27 protein-coding genes, 1 tRNA gene and 1 pseudogene are annotated in these 25,867 nt (G+C 33.1%); 8 read left to right on the top strand and 21 right to left on the bottom strand.

Annotation, left to right across the window (positions count from 1 at the left end; all coding sequences use genetic code 11):
- From iolD to CDV25_RS06500, 7 genes are read left to right on the top strand one after another with little or no spacing between them, the layout of a single operon-like run.
- Nucleotides 1-1,845: a 3D-(3,5/4)-trihydroxycyclohexane-1,2-dione acylhydrolase (decyclizing) gene (iolD, locus tag CDV25_RS06530; protein ID WP_108911267.1), complete on the top strand. Its 1,845-nt coding sequence runs from the start codon at nt 1-3 to the stop codon at nt 1,843-1,845.
- Between the two features lie 5 nt (nt 1,846-1,850).
- Nucleotides 1,851-2,738: a myo-inosose-2 dehydratase gene (iolE, locus tag CDV25_RS06525; RefSeq protein ID WP_162550468.1), complete on the top strand. Its 888-nt coding sequence runs from the start codon at nt 1,851-1,853 to the stop codon at nt 2,736-2,738.
- Nucleotides 2,739-2,749: 11 nt separating this feature from the next.
- Nucleotides 2,750-3,904, top strand: coding sequence for a Gfo/Idh/MocA family protein (locus CDV25_RS06520; protein ID WP_108911265.1), 1,155 nt, complete (start codon nt 2,750-2,752; stop codon nt 3,902-3,904).
- A 12-nt stretch (nt 3,905-3,916) separates the two neighbouring features.
- On the top strand, nt 3,917-5,626 hold the full coding sequence (gene araD, locus CDV25_RS06515) for an L-arabinonate dehydratase (protein ID WP_108911264.1): 1,710 nt from the start codon (nt 3,917-3,919) through the stop codon (nt 5,624-5,626).
- A gap of 16 nt (nt 5,627-5,642) precedes the next feature.
- Entirely contained in the window at nt 5,643-6,647 is a 1,005-nt protein-coding gene (gene iolG, locus CDV25_RS06510) for an inositol 2-dehydrogenase (RefSeq protein WP_108911263.1), read from the top strand.
- Nucleotides 6,648-6,656: 9 nt separating this feature from the next.
- Entirely contained in the window at nt 6,657-8,102 is a 1,446-nt protein-coding gene (locus CDV25_RS06505) for an NAD-dependent succinate-semialdehyde dehydrogenase (RefSeq protein WP_108911262.1), read from the top strand.
- A 5-nt stretch (nt 8,103-8,107) separates the two neighbouring features.
- Nucleotides 8,108-8,863, top strand: coding sequence for an HpcH/HpaI aldolase family protein (locus CDV25_RS06500; RefSeq protein ID WP_204161836.1), 756 nt, complete (start codon nt 8,108-8,110; stop codon nt 8,861-8,863).
- A 429-nt stretch (nt 8,864-9,292) separates the two neighbouring features.
- On the opposite strand, the gene CDV25_RS06495 is transcribed toward CDV25_RS06500, so the two are convergent.
- The 21 genes and pseudogenes from CDV25_RS06495 to CDV25_RS06405 form a co-directional block, all read right to left on the bottom strand.
- Nucleotides 9,293-9,721, bottom strand: a complete 429-nt coding sequence (locus CDV25_RS06495) for an SPASM domain-containing protein (RefSeq protein WP_108911260.1) — start codon at nt 9,719-9,721, stop codon at nt 9,293-9,295.
- Between the two features lie 54 nt (nt 9,722-9,775).
- Complete coding sequence (locus CDV25_RS10230) at nt 9,776-9,961, bottom strand: GTP 3',8-cyclase MoaA family protein (protein ID WP_162550466.1); 186 nt, start codon at nt 9,959-9,961, stop codon at nt 9,776-9,778.
- 24 nt (nt 9,962-9,985) lie between these two features.
- A complete protein-coding gene (locus CDV25_RS10225; RefSeq protein ID WP_162550464.1) occupies nt 9,986-10,135 on the bottom strand; it encodes a hypothetical protein in 150 nt (49 codons plus the stop codon).
- Nucleotides 10,122-10,742 carry a hypothetical protein gene (locus CDV25_RS06490; RefSeq protein WP_108911259.1) on the bottom strand — a complete coding sequence of 207 codons (621 nt, stop codon included), beginning with the start codon at nt 10,740-10,742 and terminating at the stop codon, nt 10,122-10,124. The genes CDV25_RS10225 and CDV25_RS06490 overlap by 14 nt, the downstream gene beginning before the upstream one ends.
- Nucleotides 10,743-11,846: 1,104 nt before the next feature.
- The gene (locus CDV25_RS06480) at nt 11,847-14,051 is read right to left on the bottom strand and encodes an NADP-dependent isocitrate dehydrogenase (RefSeq protein WP_108911257.1); all 2,205 of its coding nucleotides are present in this window, start codon (nt 14,049-14,051) and stop codon (nt 11,847-11,849) included.
- Nucleotides 14,052-14,180: 129 nt separating this feature from the next.
- A complete protein-coding gene (locus CDV25_RS06475; RefSeq protein WP_108911256.1) occupies nt 14,181-15,617 on the bottom strand; it encodes a replicative DNA helicase in 1,437 nt (478 codons plus the stop codon).
- 9 nt (nt 15,618-15,626) lie between these two features.
- On the bottom strand, nt 15,627-16,361 hold the full coding sequence (locus CDV25_RS06470) for an EI24 domain-containing protein (RefSeq protein ID WP_108911255.1): 735 nt from the start codon (nt 16,359-16,361) through the stop codon (nt 15,627-15,629).
- Between the two features lie 60 nt (nt 16,362-16,421).
- Nucleotides 16,422-17,147 (bottom strand): methyltransferase domain-containing protein, encoded by a 726-nt coding sequence (locus tag CDV25_RS06465; RefSeq protein WP_108911254.1) that lies wholly within the window; start codon nt 17,145-17,147, stop codon nt 16,422-16,424.
- Nucleotides 17,144-17,785: a pimeloyl-ACP methyl esterase BioG family protein gene (locus CDV25_RS06460; RefSeq protein WP_108911253.1), complete on the bottom strand. Its 642-nt coding sequence runs from the start codon at nt 17,783-17,785 to the stop codon at nt 17,144-17,146. Before CDV25_RS06460 ends, CDV25_RS06465 begins: the two co-directional genes overlap by 4 nt.
- Nucleotides 17,757-18,947: an aminotransferase class I/II-fold pyridoxal phosphate-dependent enzyme gene (locus tag CDV25_RS06455; RefSeq protein ID WP_108911252.1), complete on the bottom strand. Its 1,191-nt coding sequence runs from the start codon at nt 18,945-18,947 to the stop codon at nt 17,757-17,759. The genes CDV25_RS06460 and CDV25_RS06455 overlap by 29 nt, the downstream gene beginning before the upstream one ends.
- A gap of 6 nt (nt 18,948-18,953) precedes the next feature.
- Entirely contained in the window at nt 18,954-20,093 is a 1,140-nt protein-coding gene (gene carA / locus CDV25_RS06450) for a glutamine-hydrolyzing carbamoyl-phosphate synthase small subunit (RefSeq protein ID WP_108911251.1), read from the bottom strand.
- Nucleotides 20,093-20,644: a DUF507 family protein gene (locus CDV25_RS06445; protein WP_108911250.1), complete on the bottom strand. Its 552-nt coding sequence runs from the start codon at nt 20,642-20,644 to the stop codon at nt 20,093-20,095. The genes carA and CDV25_RS06445 overlap by 1 nt, the downstream gene beginning before the upstream one ends.
- Nucleotides 20,645-20,720: 76 nt before the next feature.
- Entirely contained in the window at nt 20,721-21,089 is a 369-nt protein-coding gene (locus tag CDV25_RS06440) for a DMT family transporter (protein ID WP_239056446.1), read from the bottom strand.
- A gap of 220 nt (nt 21,090-21,309) precedes the next feature.
- On the bottom strand, nt 21,310-21,765 hold the full coding sequence (locus CDV25_RS06435; RefSeq protein ID WP_239056331.1) for a hypothetical protein: 456 nt from the start codon (nt 21,763-21,765) through the stop codon (nt 21,310-21,312).
- Between the two features lie 31 nt (nt 21,766-21,796).
- A pseudogene (locus CDV25_RS10940) lies at nt 21,797-22,027 on the bottom strand (sugar phosphate nucleotidyltransferase); the annotation flags it as partial.
- Nucleotides 22,024-22,668 carry a CDP-glycerol glycerophosphotransferase family protein gene (locus CDV25_RS06425; protein ID WP_108911246.1) on the bottom strand — a complete coding sequence of 215 codons (645 nt, stop codon included), beginning with the start codon at nt 22,666-22,668 and terminating at the stop codon, nt 22,024-22,026. The gene CDV25_RS06425 and the pseudogene CDV25_RS10940, both read right to left, overlap by 4 nt.
- A 38-nt stretch (nt 22,669-22,706) precedes the next feature.
- Nucleotides 22,707-22,901, bottom strand: a complete 195-nt coding sequence (locus tag CDV25_RS06420) for a hypothetical protein (protein ID WP_108911245.1) — start codon at nt 22,899-22,901, stop codon at nt 22,707-22,709.
- Nucleotides 22,902-23,053: 152 nt separating this feature from the next.
- On the bottom strand, nt 23,054-23,356 hold the full coding sequence (locus CDV25_RS06415; RefSeq protein ID WP_108911244.1) for a hypothetical protein: 303 nt from the start codon (nt 23,354-23,356) through the stop codon (nt 23,054-23,056).
- 80 nt (nt 23,357-23,436) lie between these two features.
- Complete coding sequence (locus CDV25_RS10220; protein WP_162550463.1) at nt 23,437-23,619, bottom strand: hypothetical protein; 183 nt, start codon at nt 23,617-23,619, stop codon at nt 23,437-23,439.
- Between the two features lie 134 nt (nt 23,620-23,753).
- Nucleotides 23,754-23,829 (bottom strand) — tRNA-Phe (locus CDV25_RS06410).
- A 55-nt stretch (nt 23,830-23,884) separates the two neighbouring features.
- Nucleotides 23,885-24,793 (bottom strand): hypothetical protein, encoded by a 909-nt coding sequence (locus CDV25_RS06405; protein ID WP_108911243.1) that lies wholly within the window; start codon nt 24,791-24,793, stop codon nt 23,885-23,887.
- A gap of 120 nt (nt 24,794-24,913) precedes the next feature.
- On the opposite strand from CDV25_RS06405, the gene panC reads away from it, so the two are divergent.
- Nucleotides 24,914-25,759, top strand: a complete 846-nt coding sequence (panC, locus tag CDV25_RS06400) for a pantoate--beta-alanine ligase (protein ID WP_108911242.1) — start codon at nt 24,914-24,916, stop codon at nt 25,757-25,759.
- Nucleotides 25,760-25,867: the final 108 nt, after the last annotated feature.

Genomic DNA, 25,867 nt, shown 5'->3' with positions numbered 1-25,867 from the left:
ATGAAAACAATTAAATTAACAGTAGGGCAGGCTATCGTTAAGTATCTTATGAATCAATACATTGAAATTAATAATAAAGAAGAAAGGCTTTTTTATGGAGGGTTTGGAATCTTTGGGCATGGGAATGTTACTTGTTTGGCGGAGGCTTTATATGATGTCAAAGATGAGTTTCCTACATATAGGGGACAAAATGAACAATCCATGGCATTAGCAGCTATTGGATACGCAAAAGCAAAAAATCGAAAAAGAATTATGTTTGCAACCTCTTCAATTGGGCCAGGGGCTACAAATATGATTACTGCTTGTGGAGTTGCCTATACTAATTCCTTACCTTTATTAATTCTATCTGGAGATTATTTTAATAGTCGCTTACCTTCTCCTGTTTTGCAACAAATTGAACAAAGCTATGATCCAACACTTTCAGCCAATGATTGTTTTAAGCCTATTGTGAAATATTGGGATAGAATCACACAAGCAGAACAAATTATGCAAAGTTTGCCAATGGCTATTGAAACTATGCTTAACCCATCAACTTGTGGTCCAGTTTTTATAGGCTTATGCCAAGATATTCAAGCACAAGCTTATGAATTTCCCCAACATTTTTTTGATAAAAAGCTACATATTATTCCCCGACAAAGAGCTGATAAAGAGATTTTAAGACAAGCTGTGATGGAAATTCAAAAACATAACAAAATAGCTATTATTGCGGGGGCTGGATTGATTTATTCTGAAGCCCAAAAAGAATTTTTGGATTTTGTGCATTATTTAAGAATACCCTATGCAACAACAGTTAGTGCGAAATCTTTAGTGCCCCATAATGAACCTTATAATATTGGACCAATTGGAGTTTTGGGGTCTTGTTCTGCAAATGAACTTGTTAAAAGTGCTACTTTGATTCTTGCTATTGGAACAAGGTTGCAAGATTTTACAACTGCTTCTTGGAGCAATTTTAAAGAGAATACTAAAATTATCTCTATTAACGCTAATGCCGCAGATTGTGTTAAACATTCCTTTATTGCAATTTGTGCTGACGCCAAAGAAGCACTAATTGACCTTAAAGAACTTTGTGCCTTAATAAAAATTGAAGAAACTTTCTTAAAAACAGCTTTTGAAAATAAAAATAAATATAATCAATATATTGAAGAAAAAATCCAAGAAAAAAAAGAGATAACCACTTATGCAAATGTAATAGGGGCAATCAATGCTTTAGCTACTCCAAAAGATAGAATCATATTGGCAGCGGGTGGGTTACCCGGGGAGTTTAATACATTATGGAGAAATCTCGGCTTTAATTCTATTGATCACGAATATGGTTTTTCTTGTATGGGTTATGAAATATCAGGAGGATATGGTTCTGCTATTGCCCATAAAGAGGGTGATACGATTGTGCTTGTGGGGGATGGTTCTTATATGATGCTAAATTCTGAGATTTATTCTTCAGTATTAAGTGGAGATAAGATGATTATTGTTGTGTGTGATAATGAAGGGTATGCCGTTATTAATCGTTTGCAAATTAATCAAGGAGGAGAGCCTTTTAATAACCTCATTGAAGATTGTAAAATGGCTAATAAGCCCTTTATGACAGATTTTGTGATGAATGCTAAAAGTATGGGCGCAGAGGGTGTATTTGTGTATTCTATTGAAGAACTTAAGGAAGCTTTTAAACAAGCAAGAGAGAGCAAAGTGAGCTTTCTTATTCATGTTAAAGTTTCCAAATATGATTGGTCAGAGTATTCTAATGTATGGTGGCAAGTTGGAGTGCCAGAAGTAAGCCATAAAGAATCCATACAAAAAGCAAGAATCAAATTTGAAGAAAATTTCCAAAGACAACGCAAAGGAGTTTGATTGCTATGGAATATGCTATTAATGTAAAATTAGGCATTGCACCTATTGCGTGGAGTAATGATGATTTGCCAGAACTTGGGGGAGAAACACCATTAACGACTTTTCTTAGGGACGCTAAAGAGATTGGATTTGATGGAGTAGAGCTGGGTAATAAATTCCCAAAAGACAAAAAGGAATTAAGTAAAATCCTGAATGATTATGAACTTGAATTAGTGGGGGGTTGGTTTAGCGGAAATTTGCTTACAAACTCTCTTGTGGAGGAAAAAAGAATATTGCTCCAAGAAATAGAAAGGAGAAATTACTGCAATAGCCATAATATTGTCTATGCTGAATGCTCTAATACTATTCAAGGGAAGCCTTTAGGACTTAGCCATAAACCCATTTTAAAAGAAGATGAAATCAAGCAATACGCTGAAAAATATTCTCTCTTACACGAGTTTGCCAAAAATGAGGGGGCGATCCTTGCCTATCACCATCATATGGGAACTATTTTTCAAACCGCTAAGGAAGTGGATTTATTTTTACAATATGGCTCTAAAGATATTGGAATCACTTTTGATACAGGGCATTATTACTTTGCAGGTGAAGAGCCTTTTAGGGAGCTTAAAAAGCATAGAGATAGAATTTACCATATCCATTTAAAGGATGTAAGAGATGAAGTTAAAAAGGAAATCCTAAACCAAGATAAAAGCTTTTTAGAAGCTGTTTTAGCAGGTGTTTATACCGTTCCTGGTGATGGAGTGATTAATTTTACAGAAATCATTAATTTTTTAAAAGCAACACAATATGAAGGATGGATTGTTATAGAAGCAGAACAAGATCCCAAAAGAGCAGATCCTTATACTTACTCAAAAATGGCGTTTAATACAATTAGTGATTTATTAAAAAAATAACAGGATAAGCTATGAAAGAAATAGGTGTTGGAGTGATTGGGATGGGGTGGATGGGAGAAGTGCATAGTAGTGCTTATATTAATTATAAACTCAAATTCGCCAATAAAAATATTTCCCCTAAACTTATTATTTGTAGTGAAATTCTCAAAGAGAGAGCAAAAGCTGCTAAAGATAAATTTGGTTTTGAAGAATATACCACCTCTTGGCAAGCTGTTGTTGATCACCCTAAAGTGGAAGTTGTAGATATTACAACTCCCAATGCTCTACATTTAGAAATCATTAAATATTGTATCCAAAAGGGTAAGCATATTAATTGTGAGAAGCCAATTGGTGCATTCCCAAAAGAAACTCTAGAAGCCTATGATCTAACTAAAAATTATTCTAAGCAGACTTGCGTAGGCTTTAATTATCGTTGGGCACCCTTAGTGCAATACACAAAAAAACTTATTGATGAGGGAAAAATCGGGAAAATCTACAGCTACCGGGGTAGATTTTTTTCGTGTTATGCAGCGGATGAAAGAGGTTGTTATTCTTGGCGTTTTGAAAAAGAAAATGGCTTAGGAGCAATAACAGATATTATGACTCACGCTATAGATATGGCACTTTATTTGGTTGGAGATATAAAAAGTGTTAATGGCACTTTAAAGACATTCATATCTCAAAGACCTGTTGCTAAGGAGGGAGCTAGTCATTATGCAAAGGCAGATAAAAATGCAGTCCTTAAGGAAGTAACTAATGATGATTATGTTGCAGCAAGAATTAGTTTTCAAAATGGTTGCGAGGGATTTATTGATGCTTCAAGAATCTTTTTTGGACCTACATCTGAGCATTCATTTGAAATTTATGGCTCTAAAGGAAGTATTAAATGGAATTTTGAAGAAATGAATACCCTGCATTTGTTTTTAAGAGAGGAAGATGAAGCTGCTATGGGGTATAGAAAAATTTATTCTTCTCCAATACACCCCTACCATCATTATTTCAATCCCTCTAATGGCTCTAGTATTGGATATGATGAATTAAAAGTTATAGAAATAGCCAATTTTTTAGAGAAAATTCATAACCCAAAATTTAATAATTTTGTGGATTTTGAAGCTGCTGCAAAAGTGGCTAAAGTTATTAATGCCATCATTTCCTCTTATGAGAGTAAAAAAGAAGAAAATATTTAAGGGGAACTATTAATGAAAAAATTAAGAAGCTTAAGATGGTTTGAAAAAGATGATTTAAGAAGCTTTGGGCATCGCTCTAGAGTCAATCAAATGGGATATTCCCCACAAGAATATATCGGAAAACCTATTATTGGCATTATTAATACTTGGAATGACTTTAATACTTGCCATACTCATTTTAAAGAAAGAGTAGAAGATATTAAAAGGGGGGTTTTTCAAGCGGGTGGATTTCCTATGGAGATACCTGTTATGAGCGTAGGAGAGCAGCTTATTAAACCCACTTCAATGATGTTTAGGAATTTTTTGGCTATGGAAGTTGAAGAAATTCTTAGGGCATTCCCTGTAGATGGAGCGGTAGTTATGGGAGGATGTGATAAAACTACCCCAGGAGTATTAATGGGGGCTTTTTCTTTTAATATTCCCACTATTTATATGCCAGCAGGAGCAATGTTAAAAGGTAATTTTGAAGGGGAATCTTTAGGAAGTGGGACAGATGTTTGGAAGTATTGGGACTTAAGGCAAGCAGGTTGTTTTGGTGATTGTGAGTGGAGAAAGCTTGAGATGGGTATTGCTAGAAGCGCAGGAACTTGTATGACTATGGGGACAGCTGCAACTATGATGACTATGGCAGAAGCCTTAGGAATGTCTTTGCCCGGAGCCTCTTCTATTCCTGCTGTGGATTCAAACCATAAAAGAATGGCTAGAGAATGTGGCGTTAAAATTGTTGAACTAGTTCATAAAGATATTAAGCCTAGTGATATTTTAAGCAGAGAATCTTTTGAGAATGCTATTGTTACTTTAAACGCCATAGGGGGGTCTACTAATGCTATTATCCATTTAATCGCATTGGCAAAAAGAGCGAAGATCTCTTTAGAGCTTGATGATTTTGAAAAGATAGGTAGAGATATCCCCTTACTTTTAAATCTAAAACCCTCTGGAAAATATGTTATGGAGGATTTTTATTATGCTGGAGGAATCTTAGCGTTACAAAAGGCACTACAACCAAAACTGCACGATATTAAAACCATCAATCTTACTTCTTTGTATGAAAATATCAAAGAGGCAAAAGTATTCAATAAAGAAGTGATCGCTACTTTAGAAAAGCCTTTTAATAGTAATCCTTCTTTGGCGGTTTTGAGAGGCAACCTCTGTTTAAATGGAGCAATTTTAAAGCAATCAGCTTGTGAAAAAAGACTCTTAAAACATAAAGGCAGAGCTTTAGTTTATGACGATATTCAAACCCTAAAAGAGGAGATTGATAAAGAGGATTTAGATGTTGATGAGAATACCGTTTTAATCCTTAAAAATGCAGGACCATTAGGAGCTCCTGGAATGCCTGAATGGGGACAACTTCCTATCCCTAAAAAGCTTTTAAAACGAGGCGTAAAAGATATTTTGCGTATTTCTGATGCAAGAATGAGCGGAACAAGCTATGGGGCTTGTGTTTTACATGTGAGTCCAGAATCCTATATCGGAGGGAATTTAGCCTTAGTAAAAACGGGAGATTGGATTTCTTTAGATGTTGAAAAACGTCTTTTAGAAGTTTGTCTCTCTGAGGAAGAATTAGAACAGAGACGTAAGGAATTTCAACCCCCAAGGAGAGATTATACAAGTGGATATGTAAAGCTCTATACAGAACATGTAACACAGGCTCATGAGGGTTGCGATTTTGATTTTTTAACAGAAGGTAGTCCAAGAGAGATGGAGCCTCGAATATTTTAAATATAAAGGTATGTAAATGATAAAAGTTGGTGTTTTTGGCACAGGAAGAATTGGAAAAATTCATATTAAAAATTTAATTAATCATCCAAAGGTGGATTTAAAAATGGTAGTTGATCCTTTTGTTGATGAGGATTTTATAAAAGGATTTAATGTCTCTTCTAGTAAAGATGAAAAAGACATTTTTGATGATCCTCAAATTGATGCAATCTTTATTTGCACACCAAGTGATACACATTATGATTTAATTAAAAAATCTATTCTTGCTCATAAAATAATTTTTTGTGAAAAACCCATTGATTTAGACTTAAATAGGATTCTTGAAATTAAGCAATTAGTGGAAAAAGGAAATGTTTTTTTACAAGTAGGCTTCAATCGCCGATTTGATTCTAATTTCAGGAAAATTGCCAAAGAAATTCAAGAAGGTGCGGTTGGGAAATTAGTGCAAACTCGCATTACTTCTAGAGATTTTTCTCCTCCGCCAAGAAATTATGTGCAAGCTTCAGGGGGTATGTTTTTGGATATGAGTATTCATGATTTTGATATGCTAAGGTTTATCACCAAAAAGGAAGTTCAAAGTATATTTGTCAATGCTACAAATTTAGTAACTGATTATGGCGATATTGATGTCGATACAGCATTTTTGCTTTTTACTTTAATGGATGGATCTTTAGCCAGTATTGAAAACTGCAGAAGTGCTGTTTATGGGTATGATCAAAGAATTGAAGTTTTAGGAAAAGATGGACGCATTTTTTGTGATAATAAATATGACAATTCTGTAATTCTTTGTAATAAAGAAAATGAGAGCAGAGAAAATCCCCTTGATTTCTTTTTGGAACGTTATAGGGATTCTTATAAAAATGAACTAGAGGATTTTATTTTTAATATTCAAAATAATAATCCCCCAAGTGTAGGAATAGATGAGAGTATTGAAGCGACTATTCTAGCCTTAGCGGCTTTGCAATCTCATCAACAAAAACAAATGATTGAAATTGCTAACATTAAAGCAAAATATGCATTATAAAGGAAAAATGTGAAAAGTTACAATGATTATGGTTTATATATTAATGGAGAGTTTGTAAAAGGTGAGGAGGATAGTTTTGAGGTTATTAATCCCTTTAATGAAGAGGTTTTAGGAACTGTTGCTTCAGCTTCAAGTAATCAAGTAAGGAATGCTATTGATGCCGCAAGTATTGCATTAGAAGAATACAAAACACTCAATGCTTGGGAAAGGGCAGAAAAGTTACAAAAAGTTGCAGACCTTTTAAAAAGTGATCTTGATGAGATAGCAAAAATCATTTCTTTAGAAACAGGAAAGCCCTTAGCGCAAAGTATGCGAGAGATGAATTTAACAATTGATCAATTTATTTGGTTTGGGGAACAAACTAAAAGAATTAAAGGGCAGATTCTCCAAAGTAGAAACTCCTCTACTGAAGTTTATGTTAAATATGAGCCTATAGGGATAGTAGCTGCTTTTTCATCGTGGAACTTTCCTATGTTATTAACAGCAAGAAAGGTAGCCCCTGCGTTAGCAGCTGGTTGTCCAATTATCATTCGTAGCACAGATATTGCTCCTTTAGTGGGTATGAAACTGCTAGATGCTATCCATAAAGCAAATTTTCCTAAAGGAATGGTTTCTCTTTTATGTGGCAAGGCTCTAAAGATTTCAGAAATTCTTATGCAAGATCCTCGTGTAAGGAAAGTATCTTTAACAGGTTCAACAGCAGTAGGGCAACAGCTCATACGGGATTCTAGTCAAACTCTCAAAAAAGTTACCATGGAGCTTGGCGGACATGCACCTGTTATTATCCATGAAGATGTCAATCCAAAAACAATAGCCCAATTAAGCGTTAAAGTGAAGTTTGCTAACGCTGGGCAAGTCTGTGTATCTCCTACTCGATTTTATGTGCATAAAAACATTATGGAGGATTTTTGTTTAGCTTTTGTGGAGGAAACTAAAAAACTTAAGCTTGGAAATGGATTAGAAGAGGGTGTGGATATGGGTCCTTTAGTTACACAAAAAAGAGTTCATCAAATAGAGGATTTTATACAAAGGGCGAGGCAAACAGGGGGTAAAATTCTTTGTGGAGGAAAAAGAGCAGAATCTTTTAAAAAAGGTTATTTCTTTGAGCCAACAGTTATTCGCGATTTACCCGATGATTCTTATTTGCTTTGCAACGAAATCTTTGGTCCTATTGCGCTTATTCAAAGCTTTTCTGATGTTGATGAGGCTTTTAGTAAAGCAAATAATACAGAATATGGTTTAGCTTCTTATGTATTTACCAATTCGCTAGAAAAAGCAAATTTAAGTTCGCAAAAAATTAGTGCAGGAATGGTAGGTATTAATAGTTTTGCCCTAGCAGCTGCTGAAATTCCATTTGGAGGTATTAAGGCAAGCGGCTTTGGGAGAGAGAGTGGGGAAGAGGGGATGTTTGAGTATTTAAACTCTAAAATTATCACACAGCAATATAAGCTATGAAAAATATGAAAAAAATTGTTGATTTATGGAAGAATCAAAAATCCACACTTAATGGTTGGATAAGCCTCAATAATGCCTTTGGAGCTGAAGTTATGGCTTATGCAGGCTTTGATACATTAACTATTGATATGCAACATGGCATAAGCGATTATTCTAGTCTTATTCCTATGCTGCAGGCTATTAAGACGATACATATACCAACTTTTGTAAGGGTTCCTTGGCTTGAAGAATCAAGCATTATGAAGAGTCTTGATGCAGGAGTAAATGGAATTATTTGTCCTATGATTAATTCTAAAAAAGATGCACAAAGATTAGTTAAATCTTGCTATTATCCTCCCTATGGAGAGAGGAGTTTTGGACCTATTAGGGCAAAGTTTTTATATGATCAAAATTATTTTGAAGTGGCTAAAGAAGAAACTTTTGTGTTTGCTATGATTGAAACTAAAGAGGCGTTTGAAAATTTAGAAGAAATTTTAAGTATTGAAGGTATTGATGGAGTCTATATTGGGCCTGCTGATTTATCTTGTTCTCTAGGGGTTACTCCAAAATTCGATCAAGAAGATGAATCTGTTTTTCAAACTATTGAGTTAATTCTGCAAAAAACCAAAAAATATCAGAAATTTTGTGGAATCCACAATGGAAGTGCAAGATATGCTAAAAAAATGGAAAAATTAGGTTTTAATTTTTTAACACTAGGTTCAGATGCAATGTTTATGTTAGAGGGAGCAAAAAAAATCATTCAAGATTTTTATTGTAATTGATGTTAGAAATTAGTTATAAACAAAAAGAATTTTTCAATAAACTTTTTAAGATAAAGAGGCTTAATAGTCTCCATAGAAATAATACAATAAAGGTTATATTTAGCTTGGGTTAAAACCAAATTAGTAGGGAATAAATATATTGAAATGTTTTTGGGTGTGAAACCTTTTTAAAAGAGTTGTATAAATTATCTTAAAAGAATCGTTGTTAGTATTTCAATCTAAATTTATAGGGGTTATACAAAGCTACTCTCATATAAGAGTCTTTGCCTAATTTTGTGTGTAGGTTATGTTGTTTCCTAACTTATAAGGGGTTTTGGGATTATTGCTACATTTAATTTTGCTTAGCATTGAAGCTTTAAAACTTCTAGTATGCTATAACTTATTAAATTTCTCTTTACTAAGGATTTTAGTAAAGAGAGTAGAGAAGCCTTAGTAAATATCTGCATTATTTTGTTTTGACTCTCCATTGAGTTCTAGCACACTACTTTCACGTTCAAAGCAAGTTTTGCATATATTAAAACGCGTATAATTATCACTTAGCACTTCATTGCGTAAGTGTGTGGCAAACTCTTTTGTCCAAATATTTTCTAAACTATCATCGTGGATGTTAGGTAGTTTCACGGGATAATAATGTTGTGCCCCTAGCATCGTGCAGCAAAATCCAACCGCACCATATGAGTTTATTATCATTCGTGTAAAGGGCAATCTACATACACTATTGGTGGGATTTATTACGGGTAGAATGGATTCTCCTTTGTTGTTTTTGTTGATACAACTAATAAAATTTATATGCGTGATAATATCTCGCCATTTACGCCACTTATGTGCAAAAGTAGCTTTAAATTCATCATTTCGCATTTCATTATATACTAACGCAGTTTATATTAAAGCTTATGTTGCGTCCTTTTGCGTTTAACTCTCGTGCGTATTTAGCACATTTATTACACCCTCCTCTACTTTCTCAAGGGGGAAGCCGCGGATTTTTTCATACATTTCTGATGAGTAGCCATCAATGCTAATATTCATAGAATCTAAGCCGCATTCAAGTAGTTCGCAGCCTAGTTTGTCAAGCAGTGTGCCATTGGTTGTCAAAAACACATAGGGGATTTTAGCCTCTTTTGCTCATTTTATGAAATCTGGTAATCTCTCATCAAGCAATGCCTCGCCATCTGCACTTAGATTAACCATATGCACACCATTGCAACCTGCATAATCAAGGGCTTCATAGACTTTTTCTGTCTCCAAATATTTGCGTTTTTTAAAAAAAATCATTTTTATGGTTTTTTTGTAATTCTGGATTATGAAGTTCACACATCACACATTTTAAGTTGCATACATTATTAATTGCGATTATCATTTCTTTTGGTGCTGGGTAAAATTCGTGTGCTAATTCTGTTAATTCGTGCCTTAAATAATCTGATGAGGGTTTAAACATCTCCCATTCATAGCTTAGATTGAATAAATGCCTTGATTCAAAAAAGATTTTTTTGTTTATAATCTCATTTGCAATACCTAAGTCTTGACGCAGTAGGCAATGAAGTTTATTTCTCTGTGGGGCTAAAAGCTCACCCTTTTTGTATAAAATCCCAACCTTTAAATTATCTGGAGTTAGCTTAGAAAATAACGCAAATAGAGCAAATCTATCAATTTCCATAAATTCTTGCGGTTTTGGATAATGATAAGTGTTGCGTCGTTGTTGTAAGGAGTAAGTGATGAAATTACGACAAAATGCGATTTCTTTATCCGATTTTAGCGGATAATTAATGCCTATTATTGCCCCCCCCCCCCTCTCATCTTGATTATAAATTTCTATATTCTTTAATGGCGTTAAAGCACTCATTGCTATAAAAATTGCTAATTTTAAACTCACTAATTTCATTCTTTAACCCATTTCCATTGAAGTTTAAAATAGTAATACGCATAATTTTCCTTGTATTAAAAATTCAAAAGAAAGATTGTAACATAATTAATATATTTTGATAGCCTATTTTAGGAATCCCTCTCTTTTGTTTTCTAAGAAAGCTGCCATATGCGTTTATTGCTTTAATGATGAGCGTCCTCCCACAAAAAAGAATAGTTTTAGAATACATTAGTGGAATGATGTCTTTATTCTCTTCATAGAGTTGTTTTTCTTTCTTTTGGAATCTTTTGATGGTTTGAAGTTTAGCTAAATAAGAAAAAAGGTTTTGTAGCATTGTATAGAAATAGTGATGGATGTTTTAGCCTATCTGTTGTAACTTCTAATCTAAAATTATTCTTTTTTTAATAATAAAACTTAGATATACAAGAGAGGGTGGGTTAATGTGTTGGTAGCAACTTCTAAATAATAAAGGGTCTTGGGGTGAAAACAAAAAGCTGGTAGGTGCCATTAAAAAATAACGAATTCTTGAAGCAAGATTTAAAATATTGGGTGTCGTAAGGAGTAGAAAATCTCATTTACTAAGGATTTGTTCGGTTTTTTTAAGGTATTTAAGGGGCATTCTAGGTGTTTAATAACTTCCATAGAAATAACACAATAAAAGCTGCTGTATTCATACTTTAAGCTTTGGTTAAAATCACTAAATTCGCAAGGAATAAACTCGCTAAAAGCGTATTTTTCTAAATTATAATTACAAGCTTTAAGTTGTTTTTGGTATGAAACCTTTTTCTTGGAGAATGGTATAAATTATCTTAGTAAAGAAGTTTTTACCAGCACCTCAATCTAAGATTTGGAAGTTATTATCTATATCTGCGTGGGGGGGGGGCAGGTGGGCAAATTATCTGCTAAAAGCTGCTCTACTTTAATATTGGCAGCAAGTAGAGATTTTTGTTTGATAGTTTTTTATGTTATGGTCGCATTTTATTCCTTATTCTTAATTAATGGTTTTTAAGATGATTAAATATATTAAATTTACTTAAAATTAAAAGTTTTTATTCCTAGTTTATAGGGAGGAGATACCTTTATGCGTGAGGGTAAAATCCCTATTTATAGAATATATAGGAGCTATACTCTTGCAATTTTATCTATTATGGCATTAAAGGTAGCACTAGGACGCATAATCGTATTGCATTTCTCATCATCAAGCTTATAATATCCGCCTAAATCTACTTGAACGCCTTGTGCATTTAGGTATTCTTGATGAATTTTTTCTTCATTTTCCTTAAATTCTTGAGCAATATTTGTAAAATGTGTTTTGAGTGTAGAATCTTCATTTTGGAGTGAGAGGGCTTTGGCAAAATACATTGCAAGGTAGAAATGGCTTGTGCGGTTATCATCCTCCCTAACTTTTCTTGAAGGGGCTTTGTTATTATTAAGCCATTCACCAATGGCACAATCAAGAGATTGTGCTAATACCTTTGCCTGGTTATTATTATTCTTTTGTGCGTAAAACTCTAAACTTGCTTGAAGTGCTAAAAACTCTCCTAGACTATCCCAACGCAAATGGTTTTCCTCTACTAGCTGTTCAACTTGTTTGGGTGCACTTCCTCCAGCTCCTGTTTCAAACATAGCTCCACCCTTTAGCATAGGCACGATTGAGAGCATCTTTGCACTTGTCCCAAGCTCTAAAATAGGGAATAAATCGGTTAAATAATCGCGTAAAACATTTCCTGTAATAGAAATACAATCTTTACCCGCTCTAATAAGCTCTAAGGATTTTAAACAAGCTTCTTTAGGGGCTAAAATATCAATATTTTTGCCCTTTTCTTTGAGACGAGATTGCACTAAATCACTCATAATTTTATTGCTAGGACGTTTAGAATCTAACCAAAATATTGCTTTATTGCCTGTAATATCAGCCCTTTGTATCCCTAAATCAATCCAATTTAGCACCGCTTCATATTTAGCTTGATTAGCCCTATAAATATCCCCTTTTTCGACTTTATGTTCTAATAAGGTATTGCCTTTTTCATCGGAGATTCTAAAAATGCCCGATTCTTTTGCGATGAAGGTTTTATCATGAGAGCCATATTCTTGTGCTTTTTTAGCCATTAAGCCCACATTGGAAACACTACCTAATGTTCTAGGGTCTAAGGTGCCATTTTGGTGTAAATCCTCTAATACCGCTTCATAAATGGTTGCATAGGTTTTATCGGGTATGAGTGCATTAGTGTCTTGTTCTTTGCCCTCTTTATTCCAAAGTTTCGCTCCATTTTTTAACATTGCAGGCATTGAAGCATCAACGATAACATCACTAGGAATATGTAAATTGGTAATGCCCTTATTAGAATTTATCATAGAAAGTGAAGCACTTTTGCTAAGAATCTCTTGGTATTTTTGTAGAATTTTATCTTTTAAGGGAGAGGATTCTGCTTTGCTTAAGAGTTCTGATATTCCATTGTTTGGGTTAATCCCTAACTTTTCAAATTCGTCTTTGAAGTTTTCAAAGAGTTCTTTGAAATAGACTTTCACCGCATAACCAAAAATCACAGGATCGCTTACTTTCATCATTGTAGCTTTTAAATGCAAAGATAGAAGTAGGTCTTCTTTCTTAGAAATAGCGATTTGTTCAGCATAAAATTCCTCCAAAGCTCTTGTGCTTATGAAAGTAGCGTCTAAAATTTCATTAGATTCTAATTTGATATTTTCTTTTAGAAGTTCTACGCCATTGCTACCGATAAATTCTATTTTAGCAGTTGTGGGATTAGGGATTAGGATGGCTTTTTCATTAGAAAAAAAGTCGCCATCTTGCATATAAGAAACCCTTGTTTTAGAATTTTTGCTAAAAGGGGTTACTTTGTAGGGATTTTTTTTCGCATATTCTTTCACGGCTTTTGTGCATCTCCTATCCGAGTTTCCTTGACGCAGCACGGGATTGACGGCAGAGCCTAAGACTTTTTGGTATTTTTCTTTAATAGCCCTTTCTTCTGCGTTTTTGGGTTCATCGGGGAAATTTGGGATAGCATAGCCCTTAGCTTGTAGCTCTTTAATAGTCGCTTTAAGTTGAGGGATAGAAGCTGAAATGTTAGGAGTTTTGATAAGATTTGCATCAGGTTTATTGACTAACTCCCCTAATAGGGCTAATTCGTCTTCTATGTGTTGGTTTGGTTGTAGATTTTCTTTAAATTGTGCGATAACTCTTGCAGAGAGTGAAATATCAGAGGTGGTAATGGTAATACCCGCTGTTTTTAGAAAAGCTTTTGCAATGGGTAGAAAAGAATAAGTAGCTAATGCTGGGGATTCATCAGTTAGGGTGTAAGTAATATTCATAGTATTTCCTTTCGTAATATAATTTATTAGAGTATAACAAAGAATTGTATAGTTTAAAATAATTTTAGATAAGAATCCTTTTACTTTTTGTAAGTCGTGAAATAATGTTGCAGTTGCTAAAGCATTGTCTTAAATATTTGTTGGCATTTCAATATGTGTATTAGGTGGTATAAACTCTGTTTGTGTAGTGTTTGCAGTATCTTCATAGATAATTTCTAAAGCATTATTGGCAATATCTACAAAGCGGGTGCAATGCTTATGAAAAACAAGCTTAATAGTGCCTGTTGGACCATTCCTTTGCTTACCTATTATAATCTCTGCTTCCTCTTCATTTTTGGGGATAAAGGCGGTTTTATATTCCCTCCCTTCTTTTTTGGCAGCTTCTTCTTTTTCTTTCTCATCTTTTTGTTTATAAACTGCATCACGATAGACAAAGAGAATAATATCTGCATCTTGCTCTATGGATCCAGATTCCCTTAAATCAGAGAGCATAGGGCGTCTATCACTTCTAGATTCAAGCCCACGATTAAGTTGTGAGAGGGCAATAATAGGAATTTCTAATTCCCTTGCTATCATTTTTAACCCTCTACTTATCTCACTCACTTCTTGGTGCCTATCTTTATTGTTTGCACTACTCATAAGCTGTAAATAATCAATAATGGCTAGTCCAATTTCAGGATGTTGGGATTTGAGTTTTCTAAGCTTACTCCTTAATTGGTGAATGGTTAGGAGGCTACTATCATCAATAAATAAAGGAGCATTTGCCATAATTTCACTAGCATTACTTAATTGTTCCCACTCTTCATCTTGTAAATTTCCAACCCTTAGGTGTTGCAAAGCAATAGAGGTTTTAGCCGATAGCATTCTTAACATTAGTTGTTCAGCAGGCATTTCAAGACTAAAAAATGCCACACCTCTCCCTGTATCTAAGGCTTTTTGTGCCATATTTAAGACAAGTGTGGTTTTTCCCATAGAGGGACGTGCGGCTACGATGATTAAATCCCCTTTGCCAAAACCCGTTGTTTTTTCATTTAAGGAATGAAAACCTGTGTCAATGCCAATAAGAATAGAATTGCCTTTTTGCTTCATTTCTTCGATATATTTTAAAGTTGAGGTTGTAATTTCTTTAGAATCCCTAAAGCTCTTATTATCTTGTATGTTGGTAATTTTATAAAGCTCACTTTGGAGGTAGTCAATAATTTCTTTTGCTGCATTATCAGTTTGGTTGCTAGCTTCATTAATCTTCATCGCTAGAGTGTGTAATTTGCGTTTAGTAGCGGAATCTTTAATTTCATCAACATAAGCTTGAATATCCCCAATAGGGCTTGTGCTTAGTATATTAAGGATTTCCTCTTGAGGGATAGGGCGGGAGGGGGTGGATTTTTTTAAAATAAATTCTTCATCAATGGGTAGATCAAGCCTTTTTAACTCTAACATTGCACCAAAAATATCTTGATGGGGTTTGTAAGAAAAATCTTCAGGGACTAATTGTGCTTGAATATCATCTAATTGAGCAGGGTCAAAAAGGATAGAGGATAAAACAGCTCTTTGGATTTGTATTTGCATAAAATTTCCTTATGATTTAAGTGTAAATAATAAATGTGCTAGTGCAATAAGTGCAAAAAAAGGTGTAAAGAAGTTTAACAAAGGTAGTAGGCTTAAAGCAAAAAGCGGAATAACAATACTCCTAATTTCTTGTTTATGGGTTTTTTGAATCTCTTTAAGAGTATTTTTATCCAAAATACTCTCCCCTGCATCTAAGACTAATGTTTTTGAGAAAAGCCAATAATTAGGGATTAAAATCACTAAAGAGCCTATAAAAGGAACAAAATACAAAGGGATAAGCAGGCATAGCATTAAGAGATAGAGGAAATATATTTTTAGTAATGTTAAAGAGGTTTGTAAGAGTGAAGAGTTGCTATTAATAGTTTTAGTTGGATAGTGCTTATTGTGGATAAAGCCTATAATAAAGGGGGTTAAAAAGGAGCATAGGATAAGATTGCTAAGTAAGGTTAAAGCTAAAAACATAATACTTAAAAACAAAAAAAGTGTTATCTTAAGTAGAGAATCTAAAAGGTTTTGAATCCAAGAGAACCAATTACTAGAAATAGATAAATCTGGGCGTATAAAGGAGTAAAGAGAGCTAAAAGCATCTCCAATAAAAAAATAAAAAATAATGCCCCAAAATACTAATACCAAAATAAGAGGTAAAAAGATTAATCGTAAAATATAAGCACTAAAAAAGTCATTTTTTGATTGTAAGAAAATGCTTTTTATTGTTATAGGATTTTTTGTGGGGGTTTCAAACATTACTTAAGCCTTCATTAAACCTTGCTAGATTTAAAATATTAGCATTGTTTTAATAAGAATCTACTTTTTTTGTGCCAAAATGTAGAGCGGAGCATAGGTAAGTTTATTGTCAAACTTAAGCGTATAATCTCTTAGGCATTGTTTGGTGATTTGAATAGAATTAAGGGCATTTGTTCCTGTGTTTTTTATGTGCCTAAAAACTTCAAGAGGATTCTTGAAAGCCAAAGTTTCTAAGGATTGGCTTATTTCTAAGATATTCCAATCTTTTTCTAGGATTTTTTGGTATTTTTGAGGATTAAGATAATTTAAGCCTATACCAAAAAGCTCTTGAAATTCTAAAAAATTTTTTTCCCCAAAAACCCCGATGAGTAGATAACAATTTTTATTAGCTATGCTCGGGAGTTGTTGCAAAAAAGATTCTTGATTAATCCATTGTAAAGCCGCATTAGAGATTATTAAATCATTTTTAGTATCTTGATAAAAATTTTTTATCTTTGTAAAATCTTCTATATCTACCAAATGAAACTCTAAAGGAGTTTGGTTAAAATATTCACTAAAATCTACAATGTCTAAGGCTATAAAATGCTTGAAACTAAAATGCTGGGTAATTTTGTGCGAAAATAATCCTATGCCACAACCAAGTTCTAAAATCTCTGGAAAATAGGAAATATTGGTGTAATATTTGAGCTTTTCAAGGAGTATATCTTGCATTTTTTGCTGGATAAAGGCATTTTGAGTGTAGGTTTTGTGAGAATTTTTAAAGGTTTTTAGGAGTCTTTCTTTCATAAAAACTTCCAATCAAAAAACACAAAATGTGGAGAATCTAGCCATAAAATTTGCTTTTGGTAGCCTTTGAAATCTATCCAAAAGGATTTTTGAGCACTTGTAGAGAAAATCAAATCTGCTTTAGAAATAATCACTTTATCCCAAGTAGAACCTTGTTGAAAGGCTTTGTGATTAGAAATAAAGAATCCTAATTCTTTTTTAAGGGATTCTTCATCAAGAAAGCTTAAGTGTTGTGCTTTGTAGGAGTGTTGCCCCAAAAGATTAGTTTTAAAATGCTCTAAATTAAATATTTTTTGTGTGAGCTTAAAAGCCTTGAGGGGAATCCCATAGGTATTATCAATACCAAATTCTGTGCCATTTATAGCGGTCTTTTTGGTGAAGATTAGTGGGTTATAGTTTTGCAAAAATAAATTTGCTACCCAAACTCCCATTGAAAAAGCATAAATCTCTACCTCTGTCTGTTCTGATGTTAGCGATGTTAAGAGGTTTTCTAAAGGAGTGAAATTTAGATGTTGGTAATGATAGATAATAATAAGATTATCGGGAAAAAAAGGCGTAAAATGATGAGGCTGTGAGCCAAAACCTCCAAATATTAAATATATTTTATTATTATTTTTTATATTTTGATAAATATTCATTATTAATTTTAAGCAGACTTTTTATAAGTATTTCTAGTCTTTCTTGTGGGATATTTGCACAAAGTGAAATACGCAAACAGGCTCTATTTTTTGCAGTAGTAGGAGGTTTGATTGCTGGAAGGAAGAATCCGCATTCTTGGAGCTTTTGTTGAAAGAAAATAGTTTTTTGGTTTTCTTTTAAAACAATGCTTAAAATATTATAATCCCCTAAGACTTCAAAGAGTTCTAGGCCTTCTAAAGAGGATTTGAAATTTAGACTTAAAGTTTTGAGTGCTTTGCGTTGCTTTTTAAAACTATGAAGCCTAGAAAATATAAAATAACTCATCGCTACATTAAGAGGCGGTAGGGCTGTAGAGTAAATCAAGCTTCTAGCGGTATTAATAAAATATTCTTTAAAGGTTTGATTGCATAATACACAAGCTCCTACACTCCCAATAGCTTTCCCAAAAGTAAGGATTAAAAAATCAATATCTTTTAAGCAGTTAAGGCTGTGGGCTAATCCTAATCCATTATCCCCAAAACTTCCTATACTATGAGCTTCATCAAGGTATAAATAAACATTCTTAAAACGATGTTTTAAACCAATTAGATTCTGGAGTTTTGCAAAATCCCCCTCTATGCTAAAAATGCCCTCGCTAAGGATGAAAATTGCTTCATAGTGATTATGATATTTTTCTAAGAGATTCGTTAGAGATTGCATATCATTATGTAAAAATCGTTTAAAATTTAGTTTTTTAAAGGACTTTAAACCATCAATATGGCTAGCGTGGATAGACTTATCGACTAAGAATAAAACATTCTTTAAATGATTAAGACTGGAAATAACTCCTATATTGGCGTGATACCCACTATTAAATAAAAGGGCTTTCTTGTCAAAAAGGCTTTCTAAGAACTCTTCAAAAATAGCATAAATTTCAAAGTTTCCACTCAAGCTTCGTGAAGAGGAGGCACTAAAAAAGCAGTTTTTTCTAAAAATTTCTGAATCTAAAAATGATTCCTTAAGATTTTCATTGCTCGCAAGATTTAAGTAATCATTGCTCGCAAGATTTAAAAGCCATTTTTGGTTGTAGGAAATTTCTAGATTCTTATGTTGTTGTGGGGTAAGTGTGCGATAATTGGCTTGATTGTTGAGAGAAGTCAAAAGATTGAGAATTTGCTGCATTGACTCTTATTTAGTTTTTTGGAGGAGTTTTGAAAACTCATTAAAGAGTGCAGAAGATTCTAAGGGACCTGGACCTGCTTCTGGATGGTGTTGGAAAGAGCAGATAGGAGCATTTTTATAAAGCAGCCCTTCAATCGTTCCATCAAAGAGATTCCTATGTGTGATAGTTGCTATTTTTGCAATATCTTCTGGGACAGAGTAAATATGGTTTTGTGCGGTTATTTCTATCTTTTTAGTGTGGAGATTTTGGATAGGATGATTGCCTCCGTGATGCCCAAATTTGAGTTTATAGGTTTCATAGCCTTGTGCTAAAGCTAGGAGCTGATGCCCTAAGCAAATCGCAAAGATGGGGATATTATAGGAGATAAGTTTTTGTAGTTCTATGATTTGCGTTTTTAAAACTTTGGGGTCGCCTGGACCATTAGATAAAAAAATCCCATCAAATGCTTTTGCTTGATAAGCTGTAATAATGGCTTGTGCGTTAAAGTTGTGAGGTATAACCTCGACACTAAAACCGGCATTGACTAACTCCCTTAATATGCTTTTTTTAATACCAAAGTCAATAGCTAGAATCTTTTTCTTTGTTTGAGGTAGGGTATAGTCCATAGTTTTAAAGCTAAATCTTCCTTCTTTGTGGCGGTAAGTTTCTTTGGTGCTAACTACTTTAACATAATCAATTTCTTCTATTCTTGGAGATTGGCTTAGGAGTTCTTTAAGTTTTTCTTTGGTGGAGTATTCTGTGGAAGCTATCATCATCATAGCCCCTTGTGTGCGTAAAGTTTTGGTTAAAAGCCGTGTATCAAGCCCAAAAATCCCCATAGTGTCGTGGGAGATTAAGAATTCTTGTAGGCTTTTATTTGAGCGAAAATTAGAATATTTTTCATTATAATGTCGGACAAGAATGCCTTTGGCAAATATGCTAGAGCTTTCTATATCTTGAGGATTTGTCCCTACAATCCCAATTTCAGGCATACTAAAACAGATAAATTGTCCAGCATAGCTAGGATCGGTTAGTATTTCTTGGTAGCCTGTTAGGGAAGTGTTAAAAACAATCTCTCCAATAGCAGTTTTGTTTGCTCCAAAGCTTCTAGCTTCAAAAAACATTCCATTTTCTAAATAAACCCAAGCTTTCTTGAAGTCTGACATTATAAAAACCCTCTTTTTCTTAGCTCTTCTTGGTAGAGCTTATCAAAAATTAAATCATATTCTTCACTACCAAAGACAATTTTTCTTTTATAATGATTAATTTTTTCTGTGATAATATCTTCAATTTCATCATAAGCTTTTGCGTAGCTATCAATAGCCTTGAAAATAATGTTTTTTACCCTTGTTTCTGATACAGAAAAATCAATTAAATCCTCTTGCAAAAGGGCATTAAGAATCTTATGTGAGAGGCTATTATATCTATCTTCCCAAGCTAATTCAAATCCTATTTGTTCGGCTAAATGTTTTTTAACTTTCCAAAATAATTGGTGTTCATCTGCTTGCATGAACTCTATTTCTTCAAGGTTTTCTTCAACAATATCCCTCGCTTGTTCTTCAATCTTTAATTCTTCTTGAATGTTTTTTTCTAAGAAGTTTTGAGCAATTTTACAAACTCCATCCAATCCATATAAAATATTCACAAAATCACAATTTGCTAAATCTATTGCTATTTTATTTGCAATATAAGGTGCGTGTGGAAGTCTAAGTTTCATCATACAACCCTTACTTTTTTTATTATTCTATCCTTTTATGGCTTAAATTTTAGAGTTTTTAAGTGGAGTAATTTTTTTATCGCCTTGTAGCAACAAAAACCCCGCTTAAGACTAGAATCATTCCTGCTATTGCAAGAGATTGTATAGATTCATCTAAGAATATAACAGAAGCAAATAGAGTAATAACAGGTGTTAAATAAACATAGATATTTGTCCTAATACTCCCAATAAGTATAATAGCTTTGTTCCAAAGAATGAAGCAAAAAGCAGAAGCAAAAAACGCTACAAAAAGTAGATTTAAAAATATTTTGGGCTCTAAAAGGGGAGCAAGATTAAAAGAGATGTTTTCAAAAAATAGAGTAGGTGTTATGAATATAATCCCATAAAATACCATTTTTCTAGTAAGGATTAGAGATTCTTGTTGGGGTTTAAAAATATTTGTAATGATAATACAATAACAAGCCCATCCTAATGTAGATAGCAGAGCAAAAATATCCCCTATACCAAAGTTTAATTTAAAATCTTTAAGGTTTAAAAGAAAGCCTAATAAAAAATATTTTGGGTTTTTTCAATTTTTAAAAGATTGGTTAGGAGGGCAACAAAAAGGGGTGTTAAAACAATGATAACACTGACATTAAAAGCTGAAGAGTGTAGCATTGCTAAATTTAAAAAAAGGTTATAAATACTAACTTAGAACATTGTAAGGCTATTTCTTGAGGGGTAATAAGATTGGCTTTTAGGGCATCTTTTAAAGAATCAATTTCTATATAATAGGATTTGCAAAAAGATATAAAATAATCAATATTTGCAAGGGAGTGTAAAATGCACTTTTCCCAATAATCTTCTTTGTGGCATTTTAAAAGAGCATTTTTTAATAATTCTATTTCTTTAGCATTATCAAAAAAGGTAATACCATCACCATAACCTTCTATGGCATTGGTATCAATATCGAGGAGTTTTTGGTTTTCATCGGTGATATAACCCCAAGATGGGGTTGTGTGTAGAATCTTCTGTGCTAAAATTTGGGAATGCCCCTTTTTGATATAATGCATAAAGGGTCGTGTGATATATAAATCGCCATTTAAAATAAAAGTTCCCTTTGTGGATGTATTTAGCGACAAATTTTAAAGTCTCTGCACTATTAACCCCTTGATAATCCTTAAAGATAATTTGTTGAAAATTTAATTTTTTTTGGAGCTTATAAAAAAGCTGATATTTGTATCCAGTTACTACTATAATATCCTCTATACCCGATTTTTTGAGATAGTTAATCATATTTTCTAAAATGCTTTGCCCACGAATTTCTAGGAGAGGTTTTGGTTTGTTGAGGGTTAAGGGTTGGAGTCTCTTTCCCTCCCCTGCAGCTAGGATGATGGCTCTCATAATTTTGCTTTTAAAATATCTTCAAGAGATTCTAAAATAGCTTCACCAGATTTTTTAAGATGATAGACATTGCTTTCTCTTAAATGTTTATAAAAATTTTTTTCTTGTTTAAAATCTATATTTTCAAGGATTGCTTGGAGTTGTGCGAAGTTTTTGGCGGTTTTATCTTTAATGGTATATTGTGTGCCATCTAAAGGGTGAGGCATATAAAAAATACAAGGACGAAGCGTTATGTAGGAGAATAAAAAGGCAGTGCTTGACCAATCGGTGAGCAGAAAATCTGAAGTATTAAAATAGTTATAATTTTGGAATTCATCAAAAATTACTCGTGGATTTTGCATCCATTTAGCTTTTAGTAGTTGATAAAAGTAATGATTGCTAGAGGAGTTAAAGGGGTGGGCACGGTAAGTGATATTATAGGAGGTATTTTGGGTTATCCATTCTATGATATTGCTATCAAATCCCGCATAAAGGTTTTGGTCGGCATTGCGAGTAGGGTCAATATCCCTTAATGTAGGACTATAAGTTATTGTGTTGGAGGGTCGGTATTGGTATTCTTTGATAGCTTTATCTAGCTGGGGATAGCCACAAGGTAGAAGTTTAATTTTGGAATCTTTGAGTGCTTTTTTAAAGCTTTTCATAGCACTTTTAGAGGGAACAATAATATAACAAAACTTCTTCAGCTCTCCCCACAAGCATAGGTTAGTCTATGAGGGAGATAGATACGTTTTGCACTTTTGCTTAGAAATTCTTTATCTATTTTTCCATCTTGGTAGGCTACTTGATCAGCTGTAATGATAATATTTATTCCCTCTATATGTGTGTTAAGGTAGAAAACTTCGCTATTTTCTATAATTCTCCAAGGAAAAAGCACATTATGATGCCCACTTTTTTCAAAGTCATCATTTAAGATTCTATCGACAATAGTAATTACATTGTAGTACTTAGAGAGTTGTTGGATAAGATCCCCATATTGAGAGCGATAAGTTGGATAAAAAGAAATAAAAAGGATGTTTTTGTGTAGTGCTAAGATGAGATAATATCTTTTGTAGCAATATTAATAAAGGTTTTAATTTGTTCTTTGGCATTCATAATAAATCCTCTTGTAAAAAGTTGGCAATTTTTTCTTTTTTTTGGGGGGGGGGTTGGATTTTCTAAAATTTGCGTTATTTCTGTTTGTAGCTTTTTAAAAGATGTGGTAAAAGAAAATAGTGAATAAAGTTTATCTCCTTCTAGTTCTATATTACTAAAGGCTGGAAGATGGATAATGTTTGGTTGTTGGTAAAAGAGGCTAAAGGATAAGGCAGTGTTGGCAGCATCTGTAACCAAAAGTGTGCTGTTTTTGGCTTGTGCTAGGGAATTTATGGTTTTAATGGTTATCGCGGGGGGGGGGGGGAATTTTAATGCATTTAAGATAATAGTGTGATAGTTTTTGGATGAGGTAAGTAGAGAATTTTATGGGTTTTTGTTGCTTTTAAGCTGTTTTGGATATTGCAAAGTGTTTCTAGGATTTGTATATCATAGCCACATTGGCAATTGGCGTGTATCGTATCTCTTTGTTCTCGAAAAGTTGGTGCATAGAGAATTTCCATTTTTTCTTGAATATTTTAGAGTTATTGAGCAAATAGCCTGTATCCTATCAAAATATAGCTTAAAAAAGCCCTTTTGTGTGATGATAAGAAAGAAAGGAGCGTTATAGGGTTCTATTTTAGCTTATGCTTTTAAATGGTGGCTCGAGGCGGAATCGAACCACCGACACGGAGATTTTCAGTCTCCTGCTCTACCGACTGAGCTATCGAGCCATTTAAACAAATTTTTAGAAAGCTAGAATTATATTGTAAAATATTTAATTCTTTCTTAAAAGGATTTTCTCAAAATAATAATGTTTTTAGCGTTGCTACTTGTGTAATATTGAATATTTTTATAACCATAAAATGAGGATATTTTGAAAAACTTTTCCATTTTTTGGATATTTTGGGTTTCTATGTAGAGTATGCCTCCTGTTTCTAATATTTTGTTAATAAAGATAAAATTTTGGTTTAATTGCTGCTCTAAGTTGATTTGACTAATATTTAAAATATCTTGCTCTTTAATATCAAAAAACCACATTCTTAAAAGGTTTTGTTTGCAAAATTTATCCCCTTCAAAAGATGGGGGTGAGTAGCAAATCAAGTGTGTTTTTTGTGAAAAGATAGATTCTGCGTTTGTAGTATCTTTAACAAAATTTGGTATATAAGGGTTTAAGATTAATAGTTTTACAGGGCTAACATTTTGATAAATACGCTTGTATTTATTGAGAATAAATTCTTTTAATTCCATATCTTGAGGTATTTGTGTATTAGTTGGCGTTAAAAAAATATTGATAAGGTATTTGATCCATAAATTAATAGAATCATTAGGGGAGTGTTTTAAAAACTCTTTAAAAGAAAGGAGTTCATTATAGATTTTGGGAGTGAAATATTTAGACATATCAGTAGGCATTTCAAAATAGTTCATTTTGATTTCTTTTAATCGATTTTTTAATCCTGTGGAACTAGGGTAGGAGAATTGGCATTGCATCTGAATTTTAGTTAGCGGATTATTATCAAGGATAAAACTTTTGCGTTCATTAGTTGCTAAAGCAAAGGCAAAATTAAGGTTATTTAGATGATAAATTAAAGCTTTGCTATCTTCTTTTGTGATTTTAAGGATAATGTTTTCCATTAGTTCTGAGAGATTGTTTTCTGAAATTTGTGCGGGTGTTTTTAAGAATTTGTTTTCTTCCATAAGATTTCCCAAAATTAATTAGAATTTGGATTCTAACATATTTTAGAGAATTTATTATTTTTTTAAGTTTGATAAACGCATAATTGCATCTATGTATTTTAAGCAATTAGAGGGATAAGTGTGAAGGTTATTAAGAGTGTTAAAGAGTTGCAAATCTTTATTCAAACCTATAAAAGACAAAATCCTAAAGAAGTAATAGGTTTAGTCCCTACTATGGGTGCTTTACATAAGGGGCATTTATCCTTAATTAAAGCCTCTAAAACAACTTGTGATTTAACTATTGTTTCTATTTTTGTTAATCCTACGCAGTTTGGGGTTAATGAGGATTTTAGTAAATACCCACGCAAAATAGAGGCAGATTTAAAGATATGCCAAAGTGCAGAGGTTGATATTGTTTTTATGCCAGAAATAGAAGAAATGTATCCTCTAAAATCCTCTTTGCAAACTACTTTTAATGCCCCCCTATCTATGGCAAGTGTATTAGAGGGGGAGGCAAGAAGCGGACATTTTAATGGTGTTTTACAAATTATTAATAAATTATTTCATTTAATACAGCCCCATAAAGCATTTTTTGGTAAAAAGGATGCTCAACAGCTTTTAATCGTTCAAAAAATGGTAGAGGATTTATTTTTTCCTATTGAAATTATCCCTTGTGAGATAGTTAGAAGCGAGGAAGGATTAGCGCTTAGTTCAAGGAATGCATATTTAAGCTTAGAGGGCAAGAGAAAAGCACTAAAAATTTCTCAATCTTTAAAAGTCGCTATGCAAGTTATTATGCAAGGAGAGAGAGAGAGTTTAAAAATAAAGAATGAGGCATTAAGGGTGTTAGAGGGGTTAGAGGTAGAATATTTTGCCATTGTTAATAGGGAATTAGAGTCTATTTTAACTATCCAAAAAGATTCAACTTTAATCTTAGTTGTTGCAAAAGTAGAGGAGGTTCGATTATTAGATAATCTATGGTTTTAATTTTTGGATAATATGGGTGCTTATATTTTAGTATAATGCAAAGTTAAAAAATTTAGAATTTTATGTAAAAATTTTTTGATTTCATTAAACTTGGAGAAAGTGGTTAAT

It is taken from the genome of Helicobacter apodemus, from assembly GCF_003097575.1.
In the GTDB taxonomy this organism is placed as follows: Bacteria; Campylobacterota; Campylobacteria; order Campylobacterales; family Helicobacteraceae; genus Helicobacter_D; species Helicobacter_D apodemus.
Note: the sequence above shows the minus strand (reverse complement) of the source record. Positions and strands in the feature narration are given on the sequence as shown.